18 protein-coding genes are annotated in these 20,159 nt (G+C 44.1%); 9 read left to right on the plus strand and 9 right to left on the minus strand.

Annotated features, from left to right (window positions below; translation table 11 throughout):
- Nucleotides 1-96: 96 nt before the first annotated feature.
- Nucleotides 97-819 (plus strand): carbonic anhydrase family protein, encoded by a 723-nt coding sequence (locus QMA41_RS13030; RefSeq protein ID WP_006960710.1) that lies wholly within the window; start codon nucleotides 97-99, stop codon nucleotides 817-819.
- A gap of 28 nt (nucleotides 820-847) precedes the next feature.
- Here the strand turns inward: QMA41_RS13030 and QMA41_RS13035 are convergent, their stop codons facing one another.
- Both QMA41_RS13035 and QMA41_RS13040 read right to left on the minus strand, forming a co-directional pair.
- Nucleotides 848-1,738 (minus strand): hypothetical protein, encoded by an 891-nt coding sequence (locus QMA41_RS13035; protein ID WP_281629960.1) that lies wholly within the window; start codon nucleotides 1,736-1,738, stop codon nucleotides 848-850.
- A gap of 163 nt (nucleotides 1,739-1,901) precedes the next feature.
- Nucleotides 1,902-2,348: a hypothetical protein gene (locus tag QMA41_RS13040; protein ID WP_019274394.1), complete on the minus strand. Its 447-nt coding sequence runs from the start codon at nucleotides 2,346-2,348 to the stop codon at nucleotides 1,902-1,904.
- Between the two features lie 582 nt (nucleotides 2,349-2,930).
- Between QMA41_RS13040 and QMA41_RS13045 the strand changes: the two genes are divergently transcribed.
- The 6 genes from QMA41_RS13045 to QMA41_RS13070 all read left to right on the plus strand — a co-directional run bounded on the left by QMA41_RS13045 (nucleotide 2,931) and on the right by QMA41_RS13070 (nucleotide 7,821).
- Nucleotides 2,931-4,139, plus strand: coding sequence for a NupC/NupG family nucleoside CNT transporter (locus QMA41_RS13045; protein ID WP_281629879.1), 1,209 nt, complete (start codon nucleotides 2,931-2,933; stop codon nucleotides 4,137-4,139).
- 89 nt (nucleotides 4,140-4,228) lie between these two features.
- Entirely contained in the window at nucleotides 4,229-4,684 is a 456-nt protein-coding gene (locus QMA41_RS13050) for a DUF3429 domain-containing protein (RefSeq protein ID WP_019274395.1), read from the plus strand.
- 87 nt (nucleotides 4,685-4,771) lie between these two features.
- Nucleotides 4,772-6,001 (plus strand): peptidase T, encoded by a 1,230-nt coding sequence (gene pepT, locus QMA41_RS13055; protein WP_281629880.1) that lies wholly within the window; start codon nucleotides 4,772-4,774, stop codon nucleotides 5,999-6,001.
- Between the two features lie 78 nt (nucleotides 6,002-6,079).
- A complete protein-coding gene (locus tag QMA41_RS13060) occupies nucleotides 6,080-6,547 on the plus strand; it encodes a DM13 domain-containing protein (RefSeq protein ID WP_281629881.1) in 468 nt (155 codons plus the stop codon).
- Between the two features lie 142 nt (nucleotides 6,548-6,689).
- Nucleotides 6,690-7,550: a mechanosensitive ion channel family protein gene (locus QMA41_RS13065; RefSeq protein ID WP_006960717.1), complete on the plus strand. Its 861-nt coding sequence runs from the start codon at nucleotides 6,690-6,692 to the stop codon at nucleotides 7,548-7,550.
- An 85-nt stretch (nucleotides 7,551-7,635) separates the two neighbouring features.
- Nucleotides 7,636-7,821 (plus strand): DUF1289 domain-containing protein, encoded by a 186-nt coding sequence (locus tag QMA41_RS13070; RefSeq protein WP_081885414.1) that lies wholly within the window; start codon nucleotides 7,636-7,638, stop codon nucleotides 7,819-7,821.
- A 29-nt stretch (nucleotides 7,822-7,850) separates the two neighbouring features.
- Here QMA41_RS13070 and arsB read toward each other — a convergent pair whose 3' ends face one another.
- Complete coding sequence (gene arsB, locus QMA41_RS13075) at nucleotides 7,851-8,924, minus strand: ACR3 family arsenite efflux transporter (RefSeq protein WP_281629882.1); 1,074 nt, start codon at nucleotides 8,922-8,924, stop codon at nucleotides 7,851-7,853.
- 88 nt (nucleotides 8,925-9,012) lie between these two features.
- A complete protein-coding gene (locus tag QMA41_RS13080; protein WP_040121448.1) occupies nucleotides 9,013-9,354 on the minus strand; it encodes a winged helix-turn-helix domain-containing protein in 342 nt (113 codons plus the stop codon).
- Nucleotides 9,355-9,522: 168 nt separating this feature from the next.
- Here QMA41_RS13080 and QMA41_RS13085 point away from each other — a divergent pair, with 168 nt between their 5' ends.
- The gene (locus QMA41_RS13085; RefSeq protein ID WP_281629883.1) at nucleotides 9,523-12,273 is read left to right on the plus strand and encodes a M16 family metallopeptidase; all 2,751 of its coding nucleotides are present in this window, start codon (nucleotides 9,523-9,525) and stop codon (nucleotides 12,271-12,273) included.
- Between the two features lie 30 nt (nucleotides 12,274-12,303).
- Here the strand turns inward: QMA41_RS13085 and QMA41_RS13090 are convergent, their stop codons facing one another.
- The 5 genes from QMA41_RS13090 to QMA41_RS13110 form a co-directional block, all read right to left on the minus strand.
- Entirely contained in the window at nucleotides 12,304-13,005 is a 702-nt protein-coding gene (locus tag QMA41_RS13090; protein ID WP_006960722.1) for a response regulator, read from the minus strand.
- 231 nt (nucleotides 13,006-13,236) lie between these two features.
- The gene (locus QMA41_RS13095; protein WP_043010555.1) at nucleotides 13,237-13,944 is read right to left on the minus strand and encodes a response regulator; all 708 of its coding nucleotides are present in this window, start codon (nucleotides 13,942-13,944) and stop codon (nucleotides 13,237-13,239) included.
- The gene (locus QMA41_RS13100; RefSeq protein WP_281629884.1) at nucleotides 13,937-17,248 is read right to left on the minus strand and encodes a response regulator; all 3,312 of its coding nucleotides are present in this window, start codon (nucleotides 17,246-17,248) and stop codon (nucleotides 13,937-13,939) included. The genes QMA41_RS13095 and QMA41_RS13100 overlap by 8 nt, the downstream gene beginning before the upstream one ends.
- A gap of 167 nt (nucleotides 17,249-17,415) precedes the next feature.
- Complete coding sequence (locus QMA41_RS13105) at nucleotides 17,416-18,309, minus strand: cation diffusion facilitator family transporter (RefSeq protein ID WP_019276394.1); 894 nt, start codon at nucleotides 18,307-18,309, stop codon at nucleotides 17,416-17,418.
- A 229-nt stretch (nucleotides 18,310-18,538) separates the two neighbouring features.
- Entirely contained in the window at nucleotides 18,539-19,417 is an 879-nt protein-coding gene (locus QMA41_RS13110) for a LysR family transcriptional regulator (RefSeq protein ID WP_021455038.1), read from the minus strand.
- A 150-nt stretch (nucleotides 19,418-19,567) separates the two neighbouring features.
- On the opposite strand from QMA41_RS13110, the gene QMA41_RS13115 reads away from it, so the two are divergent.
- The gene (locus QMA41_RS13115) at nucleotides 19,568-20,146 is read left to right on the plus strand and encodes a methyltransferase domain-containing protein (RefSeq protein WP_019276393.1); all 579 of its coding nucleotides are present in this window, start codon (nucleotides 19,568-19,570) and stop codon (nucleotides 20,144-20,146) included.
- Nucleotides 20,147-20,159 lie beyond the last annotated feature (13 nt).

Here is a 20,159-nt window from a genome sequence, read left to right on the forward strand (position 1 = left end):
AATTCGCAGGTAATCAAAGTTTTCCTACTACTCATGGATTTGTTCATGGACTTATGATGGTGGCCGATCAGTTGGTGACGATAATAAGGAAATAACATGAAAAAAACATTTATTGCCGCAAGTTTGATGATTGCGATGGCGGGTACGGTTCAGGCCGCTGAATGGGGTTACAAAGGTGATAAGGGACCTGAACATTGGGGAGACGTTGCAAAAGAGTGTGCGACTGGCAAAAACCAAAGCCCGATTGATATCAAGGATGTGGTTGACGCGGAGCTGATGCCACTGAACATTGAGTATCAGGGCATGGTTACTGGGCTCACTAATAATGGACACACACTTCAAGCGGTTGTTGAGGGGAATAACGCCGTGACAGTAGATGGAGTTGAGTTTAATCTGGCGCAGTTCCACTTCCATACTCCTTCAGAAAACCACATTCGTGGTCAAAACTTTCCATTGGAAGCGCACTTTGTAAATGCGGATAAAGATGGCAACCTAGCGGTCGTCGCTGTGATGTATAACGCTGCACCAGGGGAAAATAACCAGATCACACAGTTGACAGCAACCATGCCTGAGCCAGGTGAAACGGTAAGGTTACAAACGCCTTTTGCTGTAAAAGATATGCTGCCTGCAACAGGGGAGTACTACCGCTTCAATGGTTCTCTGACGACGCCACCTTGCTCTGAAGGCGTACGCTGGTTTGTTCTTAAATCCGCTCAAACATTGACGACGGAACAGGCAAAACAAATGCAGATGGTGATGGGTAACAACAACCGACCAATTCAGAAACAGAACGCTCGTGTCGTTCTAACCAACGATTAAATAATGAGGCCGGGATATCCCGGCCTTTTCAGATGTTGTGGAACAACACTTCCAATCTCAACGTGGCTTTTGCTTCTCCTTCACGCTGAGTATCTTCTTCTCGATTCCAGTTGTACTCTGGTATCACTTCATAGAATAACCACGGCCGCCAGAAGCTTTGGCGATAAGTGATAGAAACATGGGTATTTGGGATGTAATGAAAGGGGCGATTGGTTCCGGTCGTGCTAATTTGATAACTCAGTGCCTGATGGTCTGAAATGTGCTGGTATAAGGTAAACCCAGTGCCCAATTCCCAACCTTTGATATCGTCTTCATAGCTTGCGAATGAACTCCAACGAAACAAAAAATCTGGACTAATGGAATAGTCTAAATCGACTTCTGTAGATTCACCTGTGACACGCTTTCTCTGATAAATCTTTTGTGTCGCTCTGAGGACCATGTCTTCGCTCATTGGATAGGTGTAGCTAAAGCGACCTTCAATCCCCGGCTTAGCAGTAAGCTTTATATTGAAGCTGGTTCTGGCATTGCTCAGCCAGTCATATCTCATCGCAAGCGTGCTTTCCGCATCACTGGAGTTTTGTGGAAAGAGATCGCGCAGATCATCTTCATCATCGGATTCAAAAACTACCTTGAGGCGCTTTGTGACTTTAGGCAGGTGAAAGCGCGCCTTGAAACGTGTTTTGAACTCATAACCCTTTGCTTCAACATAGGCAAAGTCATTAGTCCAGCGAACGATACTACCCGCGCTAGCGTCTTCATCGGTACGGTCATCGACAAAGAAATTATCAAACCAAACAGCGGGCTCACAAAGACGGGCATTCACATAGCTGAATGCTGAGTCGAGTATGCCTGCGCTGTCTGGTTGACTGTGGCAGGACGAGTAATCAATTTCATCTTCGGCATATGCACTCAATGAAATGGTGCAAGCAAGTAGAAGGCAATAGCGCAATTAGGCTTAATTTATAGGTTAGTTAGTGTAACTTTGAGTATGTCTTGAATCGATAAATCTTGCCAATGAATCAGACTCAAAAATGAAAAATGCCAGACAACTCTGGCATTTAACTTCATCAATGATGAGCGCATTAGCTACTTTGGCTAATTTTCGCGTACTGGCGGAGTAAATCCGTTAAGGTTGTGACCCATTCTAGCGCATTAGTTGGTGCCTGTTTAAGGAGCACTTCTACATGTTGGCAATGGACCTCAAGTGGTATTGCCTGTTCGAGGTGAAAGGAAACCGAATAGAAATGCCAAAGGAGTAAGCGTTGCATGCGCAGCGTGTTTTGCTGTTGATTGTCTGATTCGCTGAAAAGGGCTGGCAGTTCACTCAGTGCGATAGCGCTCATCCTCAACATAGCATCAAACTGGGCTTCTTGCAGTTTGTCTTCGGATTCAGTCTCGTCTGCATCGAACGTAAACAGTTCAGTCATTGATTCTTCTGCGATCAGTCGATGGATCATTCGTAGACTCAGTTCTTCCAGCTCTTCTCTAGGGATACTTTGTAGGGAGGAGAGGGTGTAATCGCGTTGCATAGTGATCTCTGGCGTCTGTTTAAGGGCGGGTTATTTTATACCGCTAATGGCATAAATCTAGCTCAAAATAACGCAGATCTTGTTGTGTGCTTATGCGATGCGTCTTTTCAACAGGAGGATAAACAAAACAGCCCCACCAAATGGTGGGGCAATATGTAGTTGTGTTTGCGTTGTTAGCTGCTGACGTTGTTAGAGAATCTGTCTTTGTCACTAGTACGTTAGTTGACACTTTTATAAACCTAGATGCCAAATGGTAAGTTGCCAAACTTTTTGAGTAATTGAATTCGATTACATGTTTGAAAATGTGATCTTGGTTCATGGTTTTATAGCAATGAAGTGCATATATTGGGTTTCTGTACTCAATTTTCGTCTTCTCAATTTAGCCAGTTTCAGAAGAACCTGTTCATAGAGTGAACGTTTGAACGTTTGCGTTAAAATATGTGATGAATATCTCACTCTGTACGCTATACTCTCCGCCCGGTTAAGAGCACTCGCTCTGCCAATACAAGCCGTCACATGGAATGGTGAATGACCCCACGGACCGGACCAGCTATTTTCCAATGCTTGTAGAGGTTATCTTTAATGAATGTCCTATTCGGATTAATCGGTGTTGTGGCACTGTTATTGTGTGCTGTGTTGCTGTCAGAAAGTCGCAAAGCGATCAACTGGAAAACAGTATCTCGCGCGTTGTTACTTCAGGTTGGTTTTGCAGCCTTAGTGTTGTATTTCCCTTGGGGACAAACCGCACTAACCAGTTTAAGTAATGGTGTTTCCAGCCTGTTAGGCTTTGCTGATGAAGGCATTGGATTCTTGTTTGGTGATTTAGCCAATACAGGGTTTATCTTTGCGGTTCGTGTACTTCCTATCATCATTTTCTTTAGTGCGCTTATTTCTGCACTTTATTACCTTGGCATTATGCAAAAGGTTATCGAGTTTATCGGTGGTGGTATTCAAAAGTTCCTAGGAACAAGTAAAGCTGAGTCTCTGGTTGCCACAGGTAATATCTTCCTATCTCAAGGTGAGTCTCCACTTCTTGTTCGACCTTTCCTTTCGCGCATGACTCGCTCTGAACTGTTCGCTGTGATGGCTGGTGGTATGGCTTCTGTAGCCGGTAGTGTACTGGGTGGTTATGCTGGGTTGGGTGTTGAGCTGAAGTACTTGATTGCCGCAAGTTTTATGGCCGCACCAGGCAGCTTGATGATGGCTAAGATCATTGTGCCTGAGCGTGAAACGCCAATCGATCAGTCTGATATTGAAATGGACAAAGCGCAAGACAGCAACGTAATTGACGCCCTGGCAAGCGGTGCGATGAACGGTATGAAGGTCGCTGTCGCCGTCGGTACAATGCTGATTGCGTTCGTGAGTGTTATCGCCATGGTCAACACGGGTCTTGAGAGTTTGGGTGAAGTAGCAGGCTTTAGCGGAATTACTCTGCAAACCTTGTTTGGCTACCTATTTTCTCCTCTGGCATGGGTGATTGGTGTACCGGCAAATGAAATGCTGATGGCGGGTTCTTACATTGGCCAGAAAATTGTGATGAATGAGTTTGTTGCTTTCATCTACTTTGTTGAACACAAAGCGCTGCTTTCTGAACACACTCAAGTGATCGTCACATTTGCACTGTGTGGCTTTGCTAACATCGGTTCAATTGCTATTCAGCTTGGCTCTATCGGTGTGATTGCGCCAGAACGTCGCTCTGAAGTCGCCAATCTCGGTATCAAAGCGGTGCTTGCAGGTACGCTGGCGAACCTTATGAGTGCTTGTTTAGCGGGTATTTTCATCCTGCTCTAATGCTTGTTTAAGTTCCAAACTAAAAGCCCGAATAGGAAACTATTCGGGCTTTTTTGTCGTAGTAAACAAAAAACGCTTAAGGATGCATTATGAACAAAGAAACATCGTCAACTTCAATTATGTTTAGATTGGGTTACTTAGGGCTATTGCCGTTCGCGTTGAGCCTAATTTGTATCGTCACTGGTGCGAGTCTTTTCGGGCTCACAGGCGAAGAAATGTTTATCTCATACAGTGTGGTGATCTTGAGTTTCTTATCAGGGGTGCTTTGGGGTAATGGCATTGATCATTCTGTAGACAAAATCAGTCGCAACGCGCTTTTACTCAGTAACTTGTTTGCTGTTATGACATGGGGCGTCTTATTGCTTTCACGCCAGAATATCGCCTTGGCACTTATATTGTTGGCAATTGGCTATTTTCTGGTTTGGTTTTCAGAAAGAGCGGTCAGAATAGCGGAGAAAGAGCGCAAACCAGCAGGCTACAAGATTCTTAGAGCAAGGCTGACTACTAGTGTTGTTATTATGCACTGCATTGCTCTCATTGCTTAAAAACTGATTTACAGCAAAACCTCTTTGTTTGGAAGGCGTAGGATAAGCGCCAGTATTTTAAAAATCATAATACAAAGAGATACCGCTATGAATGAACTGGTTCAACGTTTTCTGCGCTACGTGACCTTTAACACGCAGTCCAACCCTTCCAACCCCGCATGCCCAAGTAGTGAAGGGCAGATCACTTTTGCCCAATTCCTAAAACAAGAATTGCTGGAACTGGGTTTGAGTGAGGTGTCACTTGATGATAACGGCTATTTGATGGCGAAGCTGCCAAGCAATGTTGACTACGATGTCCCGGCTATTGGCTTTGTGGCTCATATGGACACTGCACCTGATGCGTCAGGAAAAAACGTCAAACCTCAGATTGTTGAGGATTATCAGGGTGGCGATATTGCATTAGGTAAGGGGGACGAAGTACTGTCCCCAGTTCAGTACCCTGATCTACGTAGACTTCTTGGCCACAACCTGATCACGACGGATGGAACGACACTTCTCGGTGCGGATAACAAAGCCGGTATCGCGGAAATCATTTCCGCCATTGCTGAGTTGAAAGCAAATCCAGACATTCCACATGGCGATATTTGTATCGGATTTACTCCGGATGAAGAAATTGGTCGCGGTGCAGATCTGTTTGATGTGGAGAAATTTGGTGCGAAATGGGCCTACACCATTGATGGCGGCCCTGTTGGCGAACTGGAATATGAGAACTTTAATGCAACCAGTGCTGATGTGATCTGCCATGGTGTGAATGTTCATCCTGGAACGGCTAAAAACAAAATGGTGAATGCGATGAATATCGCTGCCCGGTTCCAAATGATGATGCCTGCAGATGAGACACCGGAGGCGACAGAAGACTATCAGGGCTTCTATCATTTGAAGTCTGCAGAAATGGCTGTAGCACGTTGTGAGCTAGGTTATATCATTCGAGATTTTGAGCGTGATGGGCTAGAGCAACGCAAGGCCTTCATGCAGAGCAAAGTGGACGAACTTAATAAAGCATTAACTAAAGGGCGTGTGGATCTGAAACTGTCAGACAGCTATTTCAATATGAAAGAAATGGTTGAGCCTCATCCACATATTATTGAGCTGGCAAAACAGGCGATGATTGCCTGCGATGTTGAACCTAAAATTAAGCCAATCCGCGGTGGTACGGATGGAGCAAGATTGTCATTTATGGGCTTACCTTGTCCGAATATCTTCACAGGAGGCTATAATTTTCATGGCATTCATGAATTTATTAGCATTGAAGGTATGGAGCAGGCTGTGAAGGTTATTGTGACCTTGTCTGAGAAAACTGCACTTCACTACAGATAAAATTTCGATATGTCCCTGTTATCTCATTGATTATCGTGTACATTTACTATGTATGCTTGATAAACAGAGGTTTCGGGGATGAAAAGGATTTTTTTACTGTTTACACATCTTGTTTGTGGTGCAATCGGCTTTGCTGTCGGGATCTATGCATTGCCAATTCTTATCCAACCAGATTCTCCCTCAATGAGCTCTGTTGAGAGTGTGACCAATAACGCGGTTTACACTGCAACGTTCCAGCGTGACCGAAAAGACAGTGACTTCCTCCATTGGGGGGAGGGCTCTGTCTCTATTAGCAATGACCAGATTGCTTTTGTCGGTGAATTGGCACCAGGGCCTGATTATAAACTTTACCTATCGCCTGAGTTTATTGAAACTGAAGTAGATTTTAACCAGCAAAAACATACCATGGTAAAAGTAGGTGAGGTTAAAACGTTTGACCGCTTCGCCCTCAATTTGCCAACAGACGTTGATTTGGGTGAATACAACACCGTGATTGTCTGGTGTGAAACGTTTGGTGAGTTTATTACGTCTGCTCGATTCAAGTAGCATATGAACGCTATCTAGTTTGCATTAATAGAAATGTAAACTAGATCCTTCTCAATAAGTATGGGAAGTTATTCTCGTTCAAAACGAATTTCTTCAGAGGGGCGTTGGCCCCTTTTCTTTGTCATAACAACAGGAGCCGAGAATGGAGAAAGTACAAGCTGTAATCGATTTTCTTCTGACTCATAAGTTTATTTTTACGGCGTTGATTATCGTTCTGATAGCGATAATTCGCCGAATTGTTTTATCTAAAATTCGTGGTGACGTTGCTTTTGTATCAGAAGAACAGCGTAACTGGATGTCGCGCACTAAGAACGGCGCATTCGCTATTACCGTTCTGTTACTTTTTATTCTGTGGAAATCTGAGATCAATGAATTTGCTCTGTCAGTGACAGCCATTGCCGTTGCCATTGTCGTTGCGTCGAAAGAGATCATCCTCTGTTTTACTGGCTCTATTCAAAGAGCGAGCTCACGTTCGTTTCGAATTGGTGACTGGATTGAAGTCGGTAAATTGTGCGGTGAGGTGATTGAGCACAATATGATGGCAACCGTCATTCAGGAAATTGACCTTCATCATGGTCAATACCACTACACAGGAAAAACAGCGACGTTGCCAAACAGTATGTTTTTCACCTATCCGGTGAAAAATCTTAACTTTATGAAGCGCTACGTCTATCACAACTTCTCGATTGTCGTGAGCGAATTTGTCAATTTATACCCTTTGGTTCCTGTGATGATCGAAAAGATTGAAGGGCATTGTCACTACTTTAGTGATGTCGCAACTCGGTACAATGCAATGATTGAGAAGCACGCAGGCGTCGATTTACCTGGTGCAGAGCCTCACATCCACATTACCAGCGGTTCGACAGGTGAACAGGTCGTTCACTTTATGATTTTCTGTCCTACTGATAAGGCGACACACCTTGAGCAGGAAATCAGGAAAGACTTTATGGAGCTATACGAAGATAGGTTCCAGTCGGAGAAAGAAGAAACGAAAGAGAGCTGAGGCTCTCTTTTTTGTACCTTTTAAAGAGGTGTGTGAGTTCGACAGTTTGAGCCTCTACCGCTAGCTTTAAACTGAGAGGATGATGATGACAACAGATGTAGAAAAGGTGCCTGTTCCGTGTGTGAGAAACTGCTGTTTGGATGGTGAGGATGTTTGTTTAGGGTGCTTCCGTACCCTCAATGAGATTCTCGAATGGCGATCTTACACTGATGAGGAAAAACAAGCGGTATTGGTACGTTGTGAACGACGTAGAAAAAAAAGAGGGCAATAGTGCCCGCCATGTTTGGCGGGCGAGAAACGCTATGCGTGTTGAGCTCTTAGCTTGTATTTTTGTTTCATTTTTAGGGCGACGTTAACCAAAGCAATAAGCACAGGCACTTCAATCAGCGGGCCAATTACTCCCGCGAAGGCTTGGTCGGAATTAAGGCCAAATACTGCAATCGATACTGCAATCGCCAGCTCAAAGTTGTTGCCTGTAGCGGTGAAGGCAATCGAGGCATTTTTATCATATTCGATGCCCATTTTCTTACCAATAAAGAAACTGACAAAGAACATCAAGACAAAATAGATGGCCAGTGGAATAGCGACACGCACCACGTCCATAGGCAGCTCCAGAATCATCTCCCCCTTTAAACTGAACATCAGTACAATCGTCGCCAGTAGGGCAATCAGAGTGATAGGTGAAATGCGCGGAATAAACACTTCGTTGTACCATTGCTCGCCTTTAGCCGCGACTAACCACTTACGGCTGGTGTAACCTGCTAGAAATGGAATGCCAAGGTAAATCATCACGCTTTCTGCAATATCCAGCATTGAGATGTCGACTTCGAATCCCTGATAGCCGAATACTGGAGGCAGTACAGAGATAAACAGCCAAGCCATGAAGCTATAGGTCACGATCTGGAAAGCGCTGTTTAATGCAACCAGAGCGGCGCCGTATTCTTTGTTACCGCCACCAATATCATTCCAGACTAAAACCATCGCAATACAACGCGCCAAACCAATCAGAATGATGCCAACCATATAGCCTGGGTGATCACCAAGAAACGTCAGTGCCAGAACGAACATCAGAATAGGGCCGATAACCCAGTTCATGACCAATGACAATGTGATGGCTTTCTTATCCTGACGAACTTTACCCAATAGGCTGTAATTCACCTTCGCTAAAGGCGGATACATCATCAGTATCAAACCAATGGCTAGAGGAATATTGGTGCTGCCAACAGACATGGCTTCATTCCAATCGGCTACCTGAGGAAATAGGGCGCCTATGGCGACCCCAACGGCCATGGCAACAAAGATCCACACGGTAAGGTAGCGGTCAAGGAAACTCATGTTGTTTGCGGCATTGTTTACTGCAGTTTCAGTTTTCATTGTTTTTCTCTCTTTCGTTTATCGTCGAAAGGCGATTGATGAAGGTATAAAAAATCTGAGTAGTAGCGTTACATACTCAGATGTCAGTTCAGTTAAAAATGGTATTAAATGCGTGGCTAAACTCGGAAATGGCTTCTCGGTTAACCTTGTAGCAAACCTTAGGTGGGTTGGGTTCCGCGATGATGAACTCAGCCTGCTTCAGGATACGCAAGTGCTCAGACACTGTTGACTGAGCAAGGCCTAACTGGGACACCAAATCACTGTTCAGACAGCCGCCAAGGTTATCCAATGTCACCAAAATCTTAAGAATTCTGACTCGGGCTGGATGTGAAAGCGCTTTTGCCTTTAAAGCAAAGGCCGTTTCTAATGCGATTTCAGCGTCTGTCGTCGAGAATGCCTGCTGGTTTGCGAGGCTACATTGGTTTGTCATGAGATGTCTATTAATAGTTAATCGTCGAATTGCGATTAACTATACGCCTGCGATTTTAACGGTGCAACTAAAAAGTACCAATAAAAGAAAATGTGCTTGGTTTTATATATAAAACATAGCTTTGAAGTATAGTTTTATTAGGTATTCATACGAATAAGTAGCCTGATTATGCGAATCCTTCTGTTTTTCATTGCTGTTGTAATTTCTGGTTGTTCCTCTTTTCCTAATGATCCACCGATTGAAGCGGATAAGGGATGGATTGAAGGAATACTGGATAACGGGTTGAAATACTACATATATCCCGTTTCTGGCGCTCCTGTTTCTATTCGCTTGTTTGTGCGAGTTGGATCATCACAAGAAACTGATCAGCAACGTGGCTATGCGCACTTTCTTGAGCACATGGCGTTTAATGGCAGCCGTCACTTTTCTTCTAATGAAATGGTCAGTCTTTTTGAACAAGCAGGGCTCACGTTTGGCGCGGATATCAATGCTTATACAGCCTACTATGAGACTGTCTATCAGCTCGATCTTCCCGATAATACGCAGCTAAACAACGCATTGCTATGGATGCGAGACATTGGCGATGGCTTAACAATCGCGTCAACAGAAGTTGAAAAAGAGAAAGGTGTCATACAGGGCGAAATACGTCGCACACGACCAGAGAATAAAAGTCTGGCCGACAAATATTATGATTATTTGCTAAAAGGTACCGCTTTAGAAGATTTGGACCCCGTAGGCGATTCATTATCGGTTCAAAGCGCGACACCAGAGTCTATTATTGCCTTTTATAAAAAGTGGTATCACCCAGAAAATGCTGAGCTGATTGTCACAGGGAATATTGACACAACAACGATTGAAGCTTTGATTGAATCTCAGTTTGCTTCTTGGAAAGCTGGTGTTGGCATAAGTAAAACTCGCATTGACTATGTTCCTATTGAATTGAGTGATTTCGTCGATGAAGTTGGAGAGTATGAAGCGCCGAGTATCACTTTTATGGTTCAGCGGGGCAAAACTGCGATTACAACGCAAGGCGATCTGATGGAAAGCTGGTTGGATGAAGTCGCATTGCATCTGATCAATCAGCGCATGGAGCGTATGTACAGTGATGCGGCGATCCCACTTCATGACCTGTACATCTCAAATTACTACATTAACTTCAATCGCTATGGAATCTTGTCGGCTTCATTTCCTGCTAGTGAACGCAATGATGCGCAAGGGATATTTCTTAGTACGTTAGCGTCAATGCGAGACTACGGTGTCACTCAAGAGGAAGTGGACGTTTCACTTGCTTACTATCAGCAGTTGCTCAACGATGTGGACTATCACTGGCGACACAAAGAAGCACTAGATTTTGCTGAGTCTAAGGTAATGAGTTTATCTTTGCAGCAACCGATACAATCACGTGAAGACTATCGACAAAGCTTAGAACGCTTTTTGCATCTGGCGACGCTCGAAACGGTTAACGAACAGTTGCGTGATTTGCTTGAAGCGAAGTATTCGGTTGTTATTGGTGTTGAACCAGGTGACTCTATTGCAGCATGGCAGGCGAAGATACCAGAAATCAGAACACAATATGCGAAGCCGGGCACTCAACCGATGATATTGTCGGTGGCGGAAAACGAGCTGGCAGAGCCCAGTCAAAATGGTGCGATTTTGTCACAGGAAAAGAATGATCTGGGGTTTGAGGTCTGGACTCTGTCAAATGGCATTGAAGTCTGGTTTCAGCAAGACCCGAATGCTGGTGACTGGGTAAATGTAGTTTATGGTAGTCAAGGAGGAAAAGCGGCGCTTGATCCTTCACTTTACCCTGCCGTCGAGCTAACCATACCTGTCATAAGCCGCAGCGGACTGGGGGACTTTAATGGGCCTCAATTGGACACCTTCTTACAGCGTAATAGCATTGAGGTTTATCCGTTTATCAGTTTCAGCCATCACGGTGTGGAAGTGGGTGTGCCCAAAAACAAACTGCAGCAAGGCTTTAAGGTATTGTTTAACTTTGCTAGCGATGTGAATGTCGAATCTCGCCACCTCAAAACAGTAAAACAAGAGTATCAACAAGAGCTGAAAACCTACATATCTACGCCATTAGGTCAATGGAATCAGGCGATTAATCACAATAGTTATTTACCCTCTAGCCGACACTATATGTCGTCTGCTTCTGGTTATCAATCTGTCTCTGAAGCCCAAATTCGCTCTGTACACGAACAGTTATTCGGTCAGTTTCGCGGTAATAAGGTTGTGATCATAGCGGACTTAGAGGCCAATGAGCTTAATGAGGTTTTGCGCCAATATTTAGCTTCGATCAACCTTGAAACGGCTGAGCCGATGGACTTCGAGGTCGGTTACAACCAGAACGCGCAGAGTGTGATTGATCTTGATATATATAATGAACAGAACAGTTTCTACCTGATTCGGCTTACTAACCCTTCAGCCTCTCAATCAAGTGTTCGCAATGCCTACATTGACGATATGATTCAACGAATATTGTCGAAGCGTCTAACGGCGTATATTCGTGAAGAGTTGGGGCTGGACTATGCACCAGAAGCATACTCTGCTCAACAAGATCAGGAGTCAGTTACTGATTGGTTTGTTGAAGCGCAAGTAGCGCCACAGGACATTGATCGCATCGAGCAGGCTATCGATAAAGTATTAAATGACTTGCTGACGGATGTTAAGCAGTCAGATGTTGACGCAGCTGCTCGTCAGCTAGCCGTTGCTCTTCAAGCGTTGGAAAATCAACCAGTAGACCGCACCTGGTTTTATGCTCGTTACTTGGTGCATGGCTATGGTGTGGAGTCGTTACTAGATGTAGATGCAATGACGAGTACCATCACGCTTGATGATGTTCAGAAACGAATAGGTGAGTCGTTTGGCCATAAGGTCATAAGAAGCAAGTACACTCTGACACCGAAGCCTTAAGAGAGATAAATATCCTAGAAGCCTGAGCAATCAGGCTTCTTCCGCTTGGCTTTCTTCTAGGTGAACTTGTATCGGGTGATCGTCAATGATTGAACTGAGTTCTCTTAACCTTTTCACTAAGCGGTTATCGAGAAGAGTCCCTGCTTTTAACAGACAACCTCCATTATTCGCGAATATATCACCGACCAGAGTCATACCTGCTTGTAGCTCATACAAGTTTTGCAGAGTGGTGATTTGACTGGCGTCTGGGATCGGTTTCGCCAGTGTGTCTGTTTCATTGCCACTGTTCAGTTCAGTATCGACGTCATTGTATAAGTGTTGCTGATACAACTCAGTGTGACCAGTAACGGCTTGCTCTATTTGCTCGCGAGCGTCTTTCACAGTGATTGGTTTAGGCAAAAAGGCGTCAATCTCAAAGCGCATACAAGTAGAAATAGTTTCTGTATCTGATAGGGCAGTAACCGCGATGACACTTGTTTCGGGTACTGCTTTGGTTTGCCCCATGCGCACGGACTTGATAAGCTCCAGACCATTAATGTGAGGCATATTGATGTCTGTAATAATTAAATCGATATGATTATGTTCAATCTTCTCTATCGCGCTTCGACCATCTGGTGCACTCAGGATGTTCTCATAGCCACTTTTGAACAGCATGCCTATTAACGCTTTGCGAGACAAGTTGTTGTCTTCTACAACCAGAATCGTAAATTTGCTAGGTTCGAATGTTGCCATAAAGCTCTCCTTCATAACGAGATTAAGCTGAGAATAGTGTTGTCCAACAATAGAATAGCAAATATCAAACCAATTATTTCTTTCGGATGGTGCTTAAGTTATTTTTGTTTTAAATCAATGTTTTATGGTCTTTTTGTAAAGCGCTAGTTGTTACTGGAGAGTTTTCGTTTCCTCTCAGAGTCGGAAATATTTGCGAGTTCTCATATTGATTCTCAAATTTAGAAAACAAGATTAAACAGCCATTTGGGTCTTATCTTCTCGCACGACAATACTATTTGTATCGACAATCTTACTCAGTTCAAACAAACGTAAAATGAGCTTTTTGTTGAGTATCGTTCCTGCTCTTAGTAAGCAGCCCCCAGAAACCGCATTGATATCGTAGACCAGTGTCATTCCTTCTTTGAGTTCAGAAAGTTGTGACAACTCATGAACTCGACTATCAATCGAGCGAATACGTTTGGTTGTATCGGGCTCGTTTTGCTGAGGTGCTAAATTAATACTTGTACTCACATCATTATAAAAGTGCTGTTGGTACAAACATTTTGGTTCGGTGATCGCGCTCTGGATTTTTTCTTTGGCGGATTTGATATTAATAGGCTTCACGAGAAATGCATCGACTTCTAATGTCATGCAAGCGGAAATCGTCGCAGTATCTGATAGTGTTGTCACCGCGATTATCCTAGTGTCACAGGCGATTTGAGCTTCGTTTGTTCGAATGGCCTTAATGAGCTCTAGCCCATTGATGTTAGGCATGTTGATGTCGGTGATGATCAAGTCTATCTTGTTTTCAGCGCATTTTGTCATGGCTTCCATACCATCTTTCGCGCAAAGCAAATTTTCGTAACCACCTCTCACTAGCATTCCGACGAGTGCTTGGCGAGAGAACTTGTGATCTTCTACGACTAAAATCGTAAAATTGGTCGGGTCATAGTTACTCATATATTACTTCCGTGTCTTCGATAATTGAGTGCTCAACTAGGTAATTCTGTAAGCGTTTCAGTTCTACCTTAGCGCTGCTTAGTGTGTCAGACAGTTCTGGCCAGTTTTTCAGGTGTGCCGTGTTTTGCAGCACTTCAAATTTGTCCGCGAGCTCTTCTGCTCCCGCAGAACGAGCGGCACCTTTGGCTGCGTGGGCGATCTGTTGGAGATCACCATCGCTCTTATCGGTGAGCGCAATCTCCGCTTTTTCAATGTCTTCGTTAACAGACTCCCAATACCCTTCAAGCAAAGGTGCCACGATAGACAGTTCTCTGGTGCCCAAAATCTGCTCTAGAGTAGACATGCAGATTGGATCATGTGGAGGTTTTGCTGTCGGCACTTCAACGTCTTCAGGCTCTAAAGATGGTTCTTCAGACGGTTTTTCTTCTAAGGGGATAGGGGAGAGCTGCATCCATTTTTCGATCGATTGATCAAGAGTTTTGAGTTCGACTGGCTTTGTTAAATAGTCGTCCATCCCTGAAGCAATGCATTGCTCAGAGGCTTCAACCATTGCATTGGCGGTAATTGCGACGATTGGTGTATGGCCTAAGGTTTTGTCTTTCCTTTCGGATTCTCTGATTTGTTTTGTAAGTTCATACCCATCCATTACTGGCATGTGGCAGTCGGTTAGGACTAAATCAAACGAACCATTTCTCCATTTGTGTAATGCCTCCTGACCATGAACTGCCATTTCACATTGGTAGCCTAAGTGATTCAACTGCCTCTGTATTACGTCACGGTTGGTGGGTTGATCATCGACAACTAAGATTAGCCCAGTTTTGTTTTCACGAATGTCTTGATTTGGTTCACTTACGATAGGCTTTATGTTCCTCTCACAACTAATGAGTTCTCGCATGACGCCTATCGCAGTGGTCAGTTCACTGGGTTTGAAAGGGCTGCATGGCATGACGTAATAGTTAGATTTTGTTAGGCCGGACTCAATGCTAGGGTCGCGAGAGAGAAAAATGAATTTTTGCTCTTCAAGTAGTGCTGAGTTGAACTGGGAGAGCGGCTTTTCCTCATAATAGTGATATAAGTCAGGGCCAACGATAATCAGGTCGATGGTTGCGCCGGCCTTCTTCGCGTAATCAAGTACCGCAATAGCTCTTTGCATATTAGCTACACAGTTGGTTTTGCAGCGGAAGTTAGCTAAGTTGATATCACAGAAAGTGGCTATGTTCTGATCATTGGTGACGAATAAAATTCTAGAACCGTTCACATAGTTGGGGGTTGGATCTTGAGGTGGCTCTTCCACCTCAATGAAAGGAAGTTCAACGGAGAAGCGGCTTCCAACACCAAAGCGACTATCAACATGGATATCACCTCCCATCATTTCTAGCAGAGAGCGGGTTATGGATAGACCTAAACCTGTCCCGCCATAAAGTCTGGTTGTACTGGTATCCGCTTGACTGAATGCTTTGAACAGCTTTTCGATCTGCTCTTCTGTCATACCGATACCATTATCCTCAATGATAATCTCGACGTAGGGGGCAATGTCGTGCTGGTTTAATGTGGCTGAGACCCACACCTTGCCTTTCATCTCATCGGTGCTGTCTGTGAACTTAACAGCATTGCCAACAAGGTTCAACAACACTTGGCTGAGCCTGACACTGTCACTCATTATGACTTTCGGCAGGCTAGCATCGTAAGTTAAATAGAGCTCTATACCTTTGTTGTTTGCTTGTAAACAGAGGACATCCAATGTTCTTTCTATAAGTTTTTGCAGTTCCACAGGGACACTTTCCAGTGACATTTGGCCGGCTTCGATTTTCGAAAAGTCTAAGATGTCGTTGATAATGTGCAGTAGAGTTAGAGCAGAATCTTTGATGGTTGTGACCATACTTTTCTGTTCACCATTGAGCTCTGATTCACTAAGGAGGCTTAGCATACCGACTACGCCGTTCATCGGTGTTCTTATCTCATGACTCATGTTGGCCAAAAACATGGATTTTGCTTCACTGGCCGCTAAGGCGATTTCACTTTCATGCCTTAGATTTGCCTGTGCATTTTTCTCTTTTGTTACGTCAATATTGATGCCGCCCATACCAATAGGGGTGGTTCCATCTTGATCAAATAAAACGTTTGCCGCGGCCTTTATCCAACGTATCTCCTTGTCGGGTAGTTGTATTCTGAATTCAGAGTTGAACTGAGTGAGGTTTTCTCTGGCTTTGTTGAGGGCTTCTTCAGCAGTAAATATATCTTCTTCCAATACTCTCTCTTGCCACATGGTGTAGTTGTTCTTGCAGTTGTCTGGGTCAACGCCATATATCTCGTACATGCGGTCATCCCAAGAAAGCTCATTGGTTGTAAAATCCCAACTCCATATACCGATGCCACCAGCTTGCGTAGCCAGATTCAAACTTCTGACGACTTCTTCTAGCTCACTCTGGCTTCTTCTCAGTTCGTTCTGAGCCATTTGTTCTTTGCTGATGTCTCGCAAAGTTAGAACAATATACTTTTGCGTTTTCATTGTGATGTATCGGACGGAACCTAGTAGGCTTAGTACATCGCTGGTTCGACTGACTTTAATCACTTCGTCCAGTGGTACTTCTTGATACATTTCGACACTTGAGAGCTTGTCTTCAATGTTGTTCTCTGTGAACTCATAGAGGAGTGACGTCAGTTCTAATCCAAGTAAGTCAGACTTGCTGTGCTCAAAAAGGGAAAGTGCCGAGTCATTAACGTCGAGAACTTTTAACTCAGCATTGAGAAGCAGCATATTATCGACTGCCTGTTCAAACATAACCCCCATTTGTACTTCTTGTTCATTAATTCGCTGGTTCTGATTGGATACTAACTGCTGAAGTTTTTGGTTGGATGTTTTCAGTTCTTGACGAACCTGCTTCATTTGGCTGATGTCGGTCTGATTGAGAATTAGGTAATGGTTGCCACCTCCTTGTTTCCTCATTGCTTCTAAGTTGATACGCAGCCAGCCTTTCTTTGTTTCTTGATTGACACAAATTTCAGTGGTGTGAGACGTCGCCTCGTGAACGGCACTATGAAGCTCAGCAATATGATCATCATTCAGGTAGTGCGAATAGAACTCAATGATATTGCGACCAATAACTTGGTTGGACGGAAGACCGTAGTATTTGAGAAAGGCTGGGTTGGCGTAGAAAATAGCGTTGGAGCCGACTTGCCCATCGAAGATCACCATACCGTCAGACAGTAAATCTAACACACTGGTTTTTATACTGTCGTCTTGCTGAGGTGCTGTTTTCTTTGATTGTTTGTCTGCCAGTAGTGCTGTAAATGGGTTCTTCATAGGCGCCAACCTTGATGTATCTCGTGGTACTGCCTCTCCATCTTGGCGTGGAGATGTTCAATATGAAATCATATACATAATAATAGAACTAACTGGCGCTTTTTGTAGGGTTATAAATAAAAACGCCCTCTAAAGAGGGCGTTTAAGGTATATAAACAATAGCTTGATTAGCTGGCAATATTCAAATTAAGCCTTAAATCGAGTGGTAGCTTAGCCAGTTTATTTTTCAAAATACGGCGAGTTCGTTCGAGATCGGCCACAGCCACCTGTTTTTCTGTGGAGTGGACATCTAGGTTAACTCTAAGTTCACGGCCTACCTTAGTAACGGCGGTGAGCTCGATGTGCTGCTTAACTTCTTTATCTAGCGCTAACACTTCTTGATCAACGACATCGCAAATTTCATCACTTGGCGACATCATTAATAACTCTCTAATGGCTTCTTTCAGCATGTCGAAGGGTACTTTTATAAAGTAAAACGACATAAGAATCATCATCATAGGGTCGGCATAGACGGAGTACTCTGCTAGGGGGGATAGAGCGACACCCCATGCTACAATAAAGCCCAATGTGACCGCTACGCTGAGCAGGGTATCCATCTGCCATTGTTTGGCTTCCGCCTCGATCAGGCCTGACGAAAAGCGCTTTGACTTACGAGCAATGTGCCACCATGCATAGCCACAACCTAATACATTGATCACACCAAACAAAGTTGCGATTGAAGCATCAACCTCACGTCCTCCATTGAAAACGGCGATAAGTGCAGAGTAGAGTGAGTAACTGACGACTGCGAGGATGACACTGCCTTTAATGGCAATGACCACAGGTTCAAGTACGGCCTTACCAAACGGGAAGTGGCTTCGAGAAGGGCTCTGAATGTATTTAGAAGCGGCGAGCGACAATAAAGTTAGCAGCAGACTGACAGATGAATAAACACCATCAAATACAATAACTAGTGAACCAACAAGCATCCCGAGTACTAATCCACCACCTGCAAAGCCTGAAGCTAAAAGGGCTGAGAAAATCAGTATTCGTTTTTCATTTAAGCTTGTCCTGTCACACATAGAGTATTCTCTTCACTATACATACTCTTATTCTTCTTGCACTGAACGTATTTGACAAACTTGATCTGTGCTAAAAATAGACGGAAATAGACGTGTCACACACCTTGTTCTTTAAATTCAATGAGATAGTGTTAAATTTCAGTGCCATTAAAATTGACACTGACTGTCGTATTGTAAAGCTGGAAGGAGTATAGTGCCACCGTAGCCGTAGAAAACGATGGCGAAACAGTTAGAAATCAAACAAGTATTCGTTAAGCTTATCGGCCAGCCACGACATGCCAGGGTGCTCTGCCATGCCAGCTGCAGTGAACATACAATAATCTTCCTGTGTTAAGCCGTAAGTATGCTTGATGACGGCAAGTTCTTGTTTACGTAAATGATGACGGATCAGCGGTTCAGGCAATACGCCCCAAGCGTCTTCTGTGAGAATAGTACTTAGCATGTAATCAAAGCTGGAGAAACCGATATGGCGCAGGGAGAATGGCTGTAGTTCAGGGTTGTCTTTTTCGTTGAGATAGACCATAACCGCTTGCATCGCATTACGTAATTCATCATCCGAAACACGTCGAAGCTGGCTGAGACGATGATCAGCCTTACATACCGACATGAGGCGGATTTTGCCTAAAGGGTGATAACTAATATGTGGGTCATCGATGCGTTCATAATCGACGCCAAAAGCAAAGTCGACTTGTTGAGTGGCAACTAGGTTTGCCAGGTCCCCACTAGACGCAAGCACGATATTAAACGAAGTAGCAGGAAACTTATTATTGAGCCGGTGTGAAAGGTCTTGCCACATTTCATCTGGCAGCGAATCATCGCGAGCTATCCAGACTTCTGCGTTGAATTCACCGGAAACTTGAGCACAGGTCTGACGAATGCGTGAAACAGTGACTAACATATTCTGGCAGTCTTTATAGATGGCTTTACCCGCTTCAGAGAGAGAGACATGGTTGCCTGTTCGGACAAACAGTTCGATATTTAGGTCTTTTTCCAGGGCTTTAATCGACATGCTTAACTTTGTGCGGTTGCATTCGAGTTGTCTGGCGGCTTCAGATACTGACCCAGTGTCAGCAATGGTACAGAAGGCTTCAATCTGCGATAGGTTCATCTGGGGTATTCGCGTATTTGGTGCTTATATAAGCTAATGCTATAAGAATACACTACGCTTGTCTGTTTTCTGGCGCCAAAAGCTATGAATTTCATGTAGTTTTGATACTCTTGTTTGACGCCAAATGAATGAGGTAACAGGGAGATCATGATGGCTACTAATTGGGATGATTACGCAGCAGAGTGGGAAAACGAGCCTTCAGCAGTATTGTATGCACAGAAAGCGTTTGACTCTCTACAAGAAATTGTCGGTGTCCAAGGGAAGCGCATTCTCGATTTTGGTTGTGGTACAGGACTACTTAGCCAGAAGCTTTCTCCTTTCGCGAAAGATATCGTAGCATTAGATAGCTCAGAGGCTATGATCGAGCAATTAGATAAGAAAGAGCTCGACAACGTAGAGCCAGTCGTTGACCTTCTGTCACGGGGCTTAGTAGCAATGCACCCCGCATTCCGGAATCAATTTGACTTGGTGGTTGCATCGTCAGTATGTAGCTTTCTGCCCAACTATTCTGATGTCGTTGATATTGTCTATAGCCTGCTGAATAAAGGAAATCACTTTGTTCATTGGGACTGGCTATCGGAGAAAGACGAAGAGGGTGGAATGACACCGACCCATGTATTGCAAGTACTCAGCAGTGTTGGGTTTGATGAAGTTGAAGTGACGACACCATTCAGTATCGATTCGCCTCAAGGGAAATTGACCGTATTGATGGCAGTGGCCAAGAAGTAATACTGGTTTAGCA

The sequence above is a fragment of the Vibrio sp. St2 genome (assembly GCF_947311885.1).
GTDB lineage: Bacteria > Pseudomonadota > Gammaproteobacteria > Enterobacterales > Vibrionaceae > Vibrio > Vibrio coralliilyticus.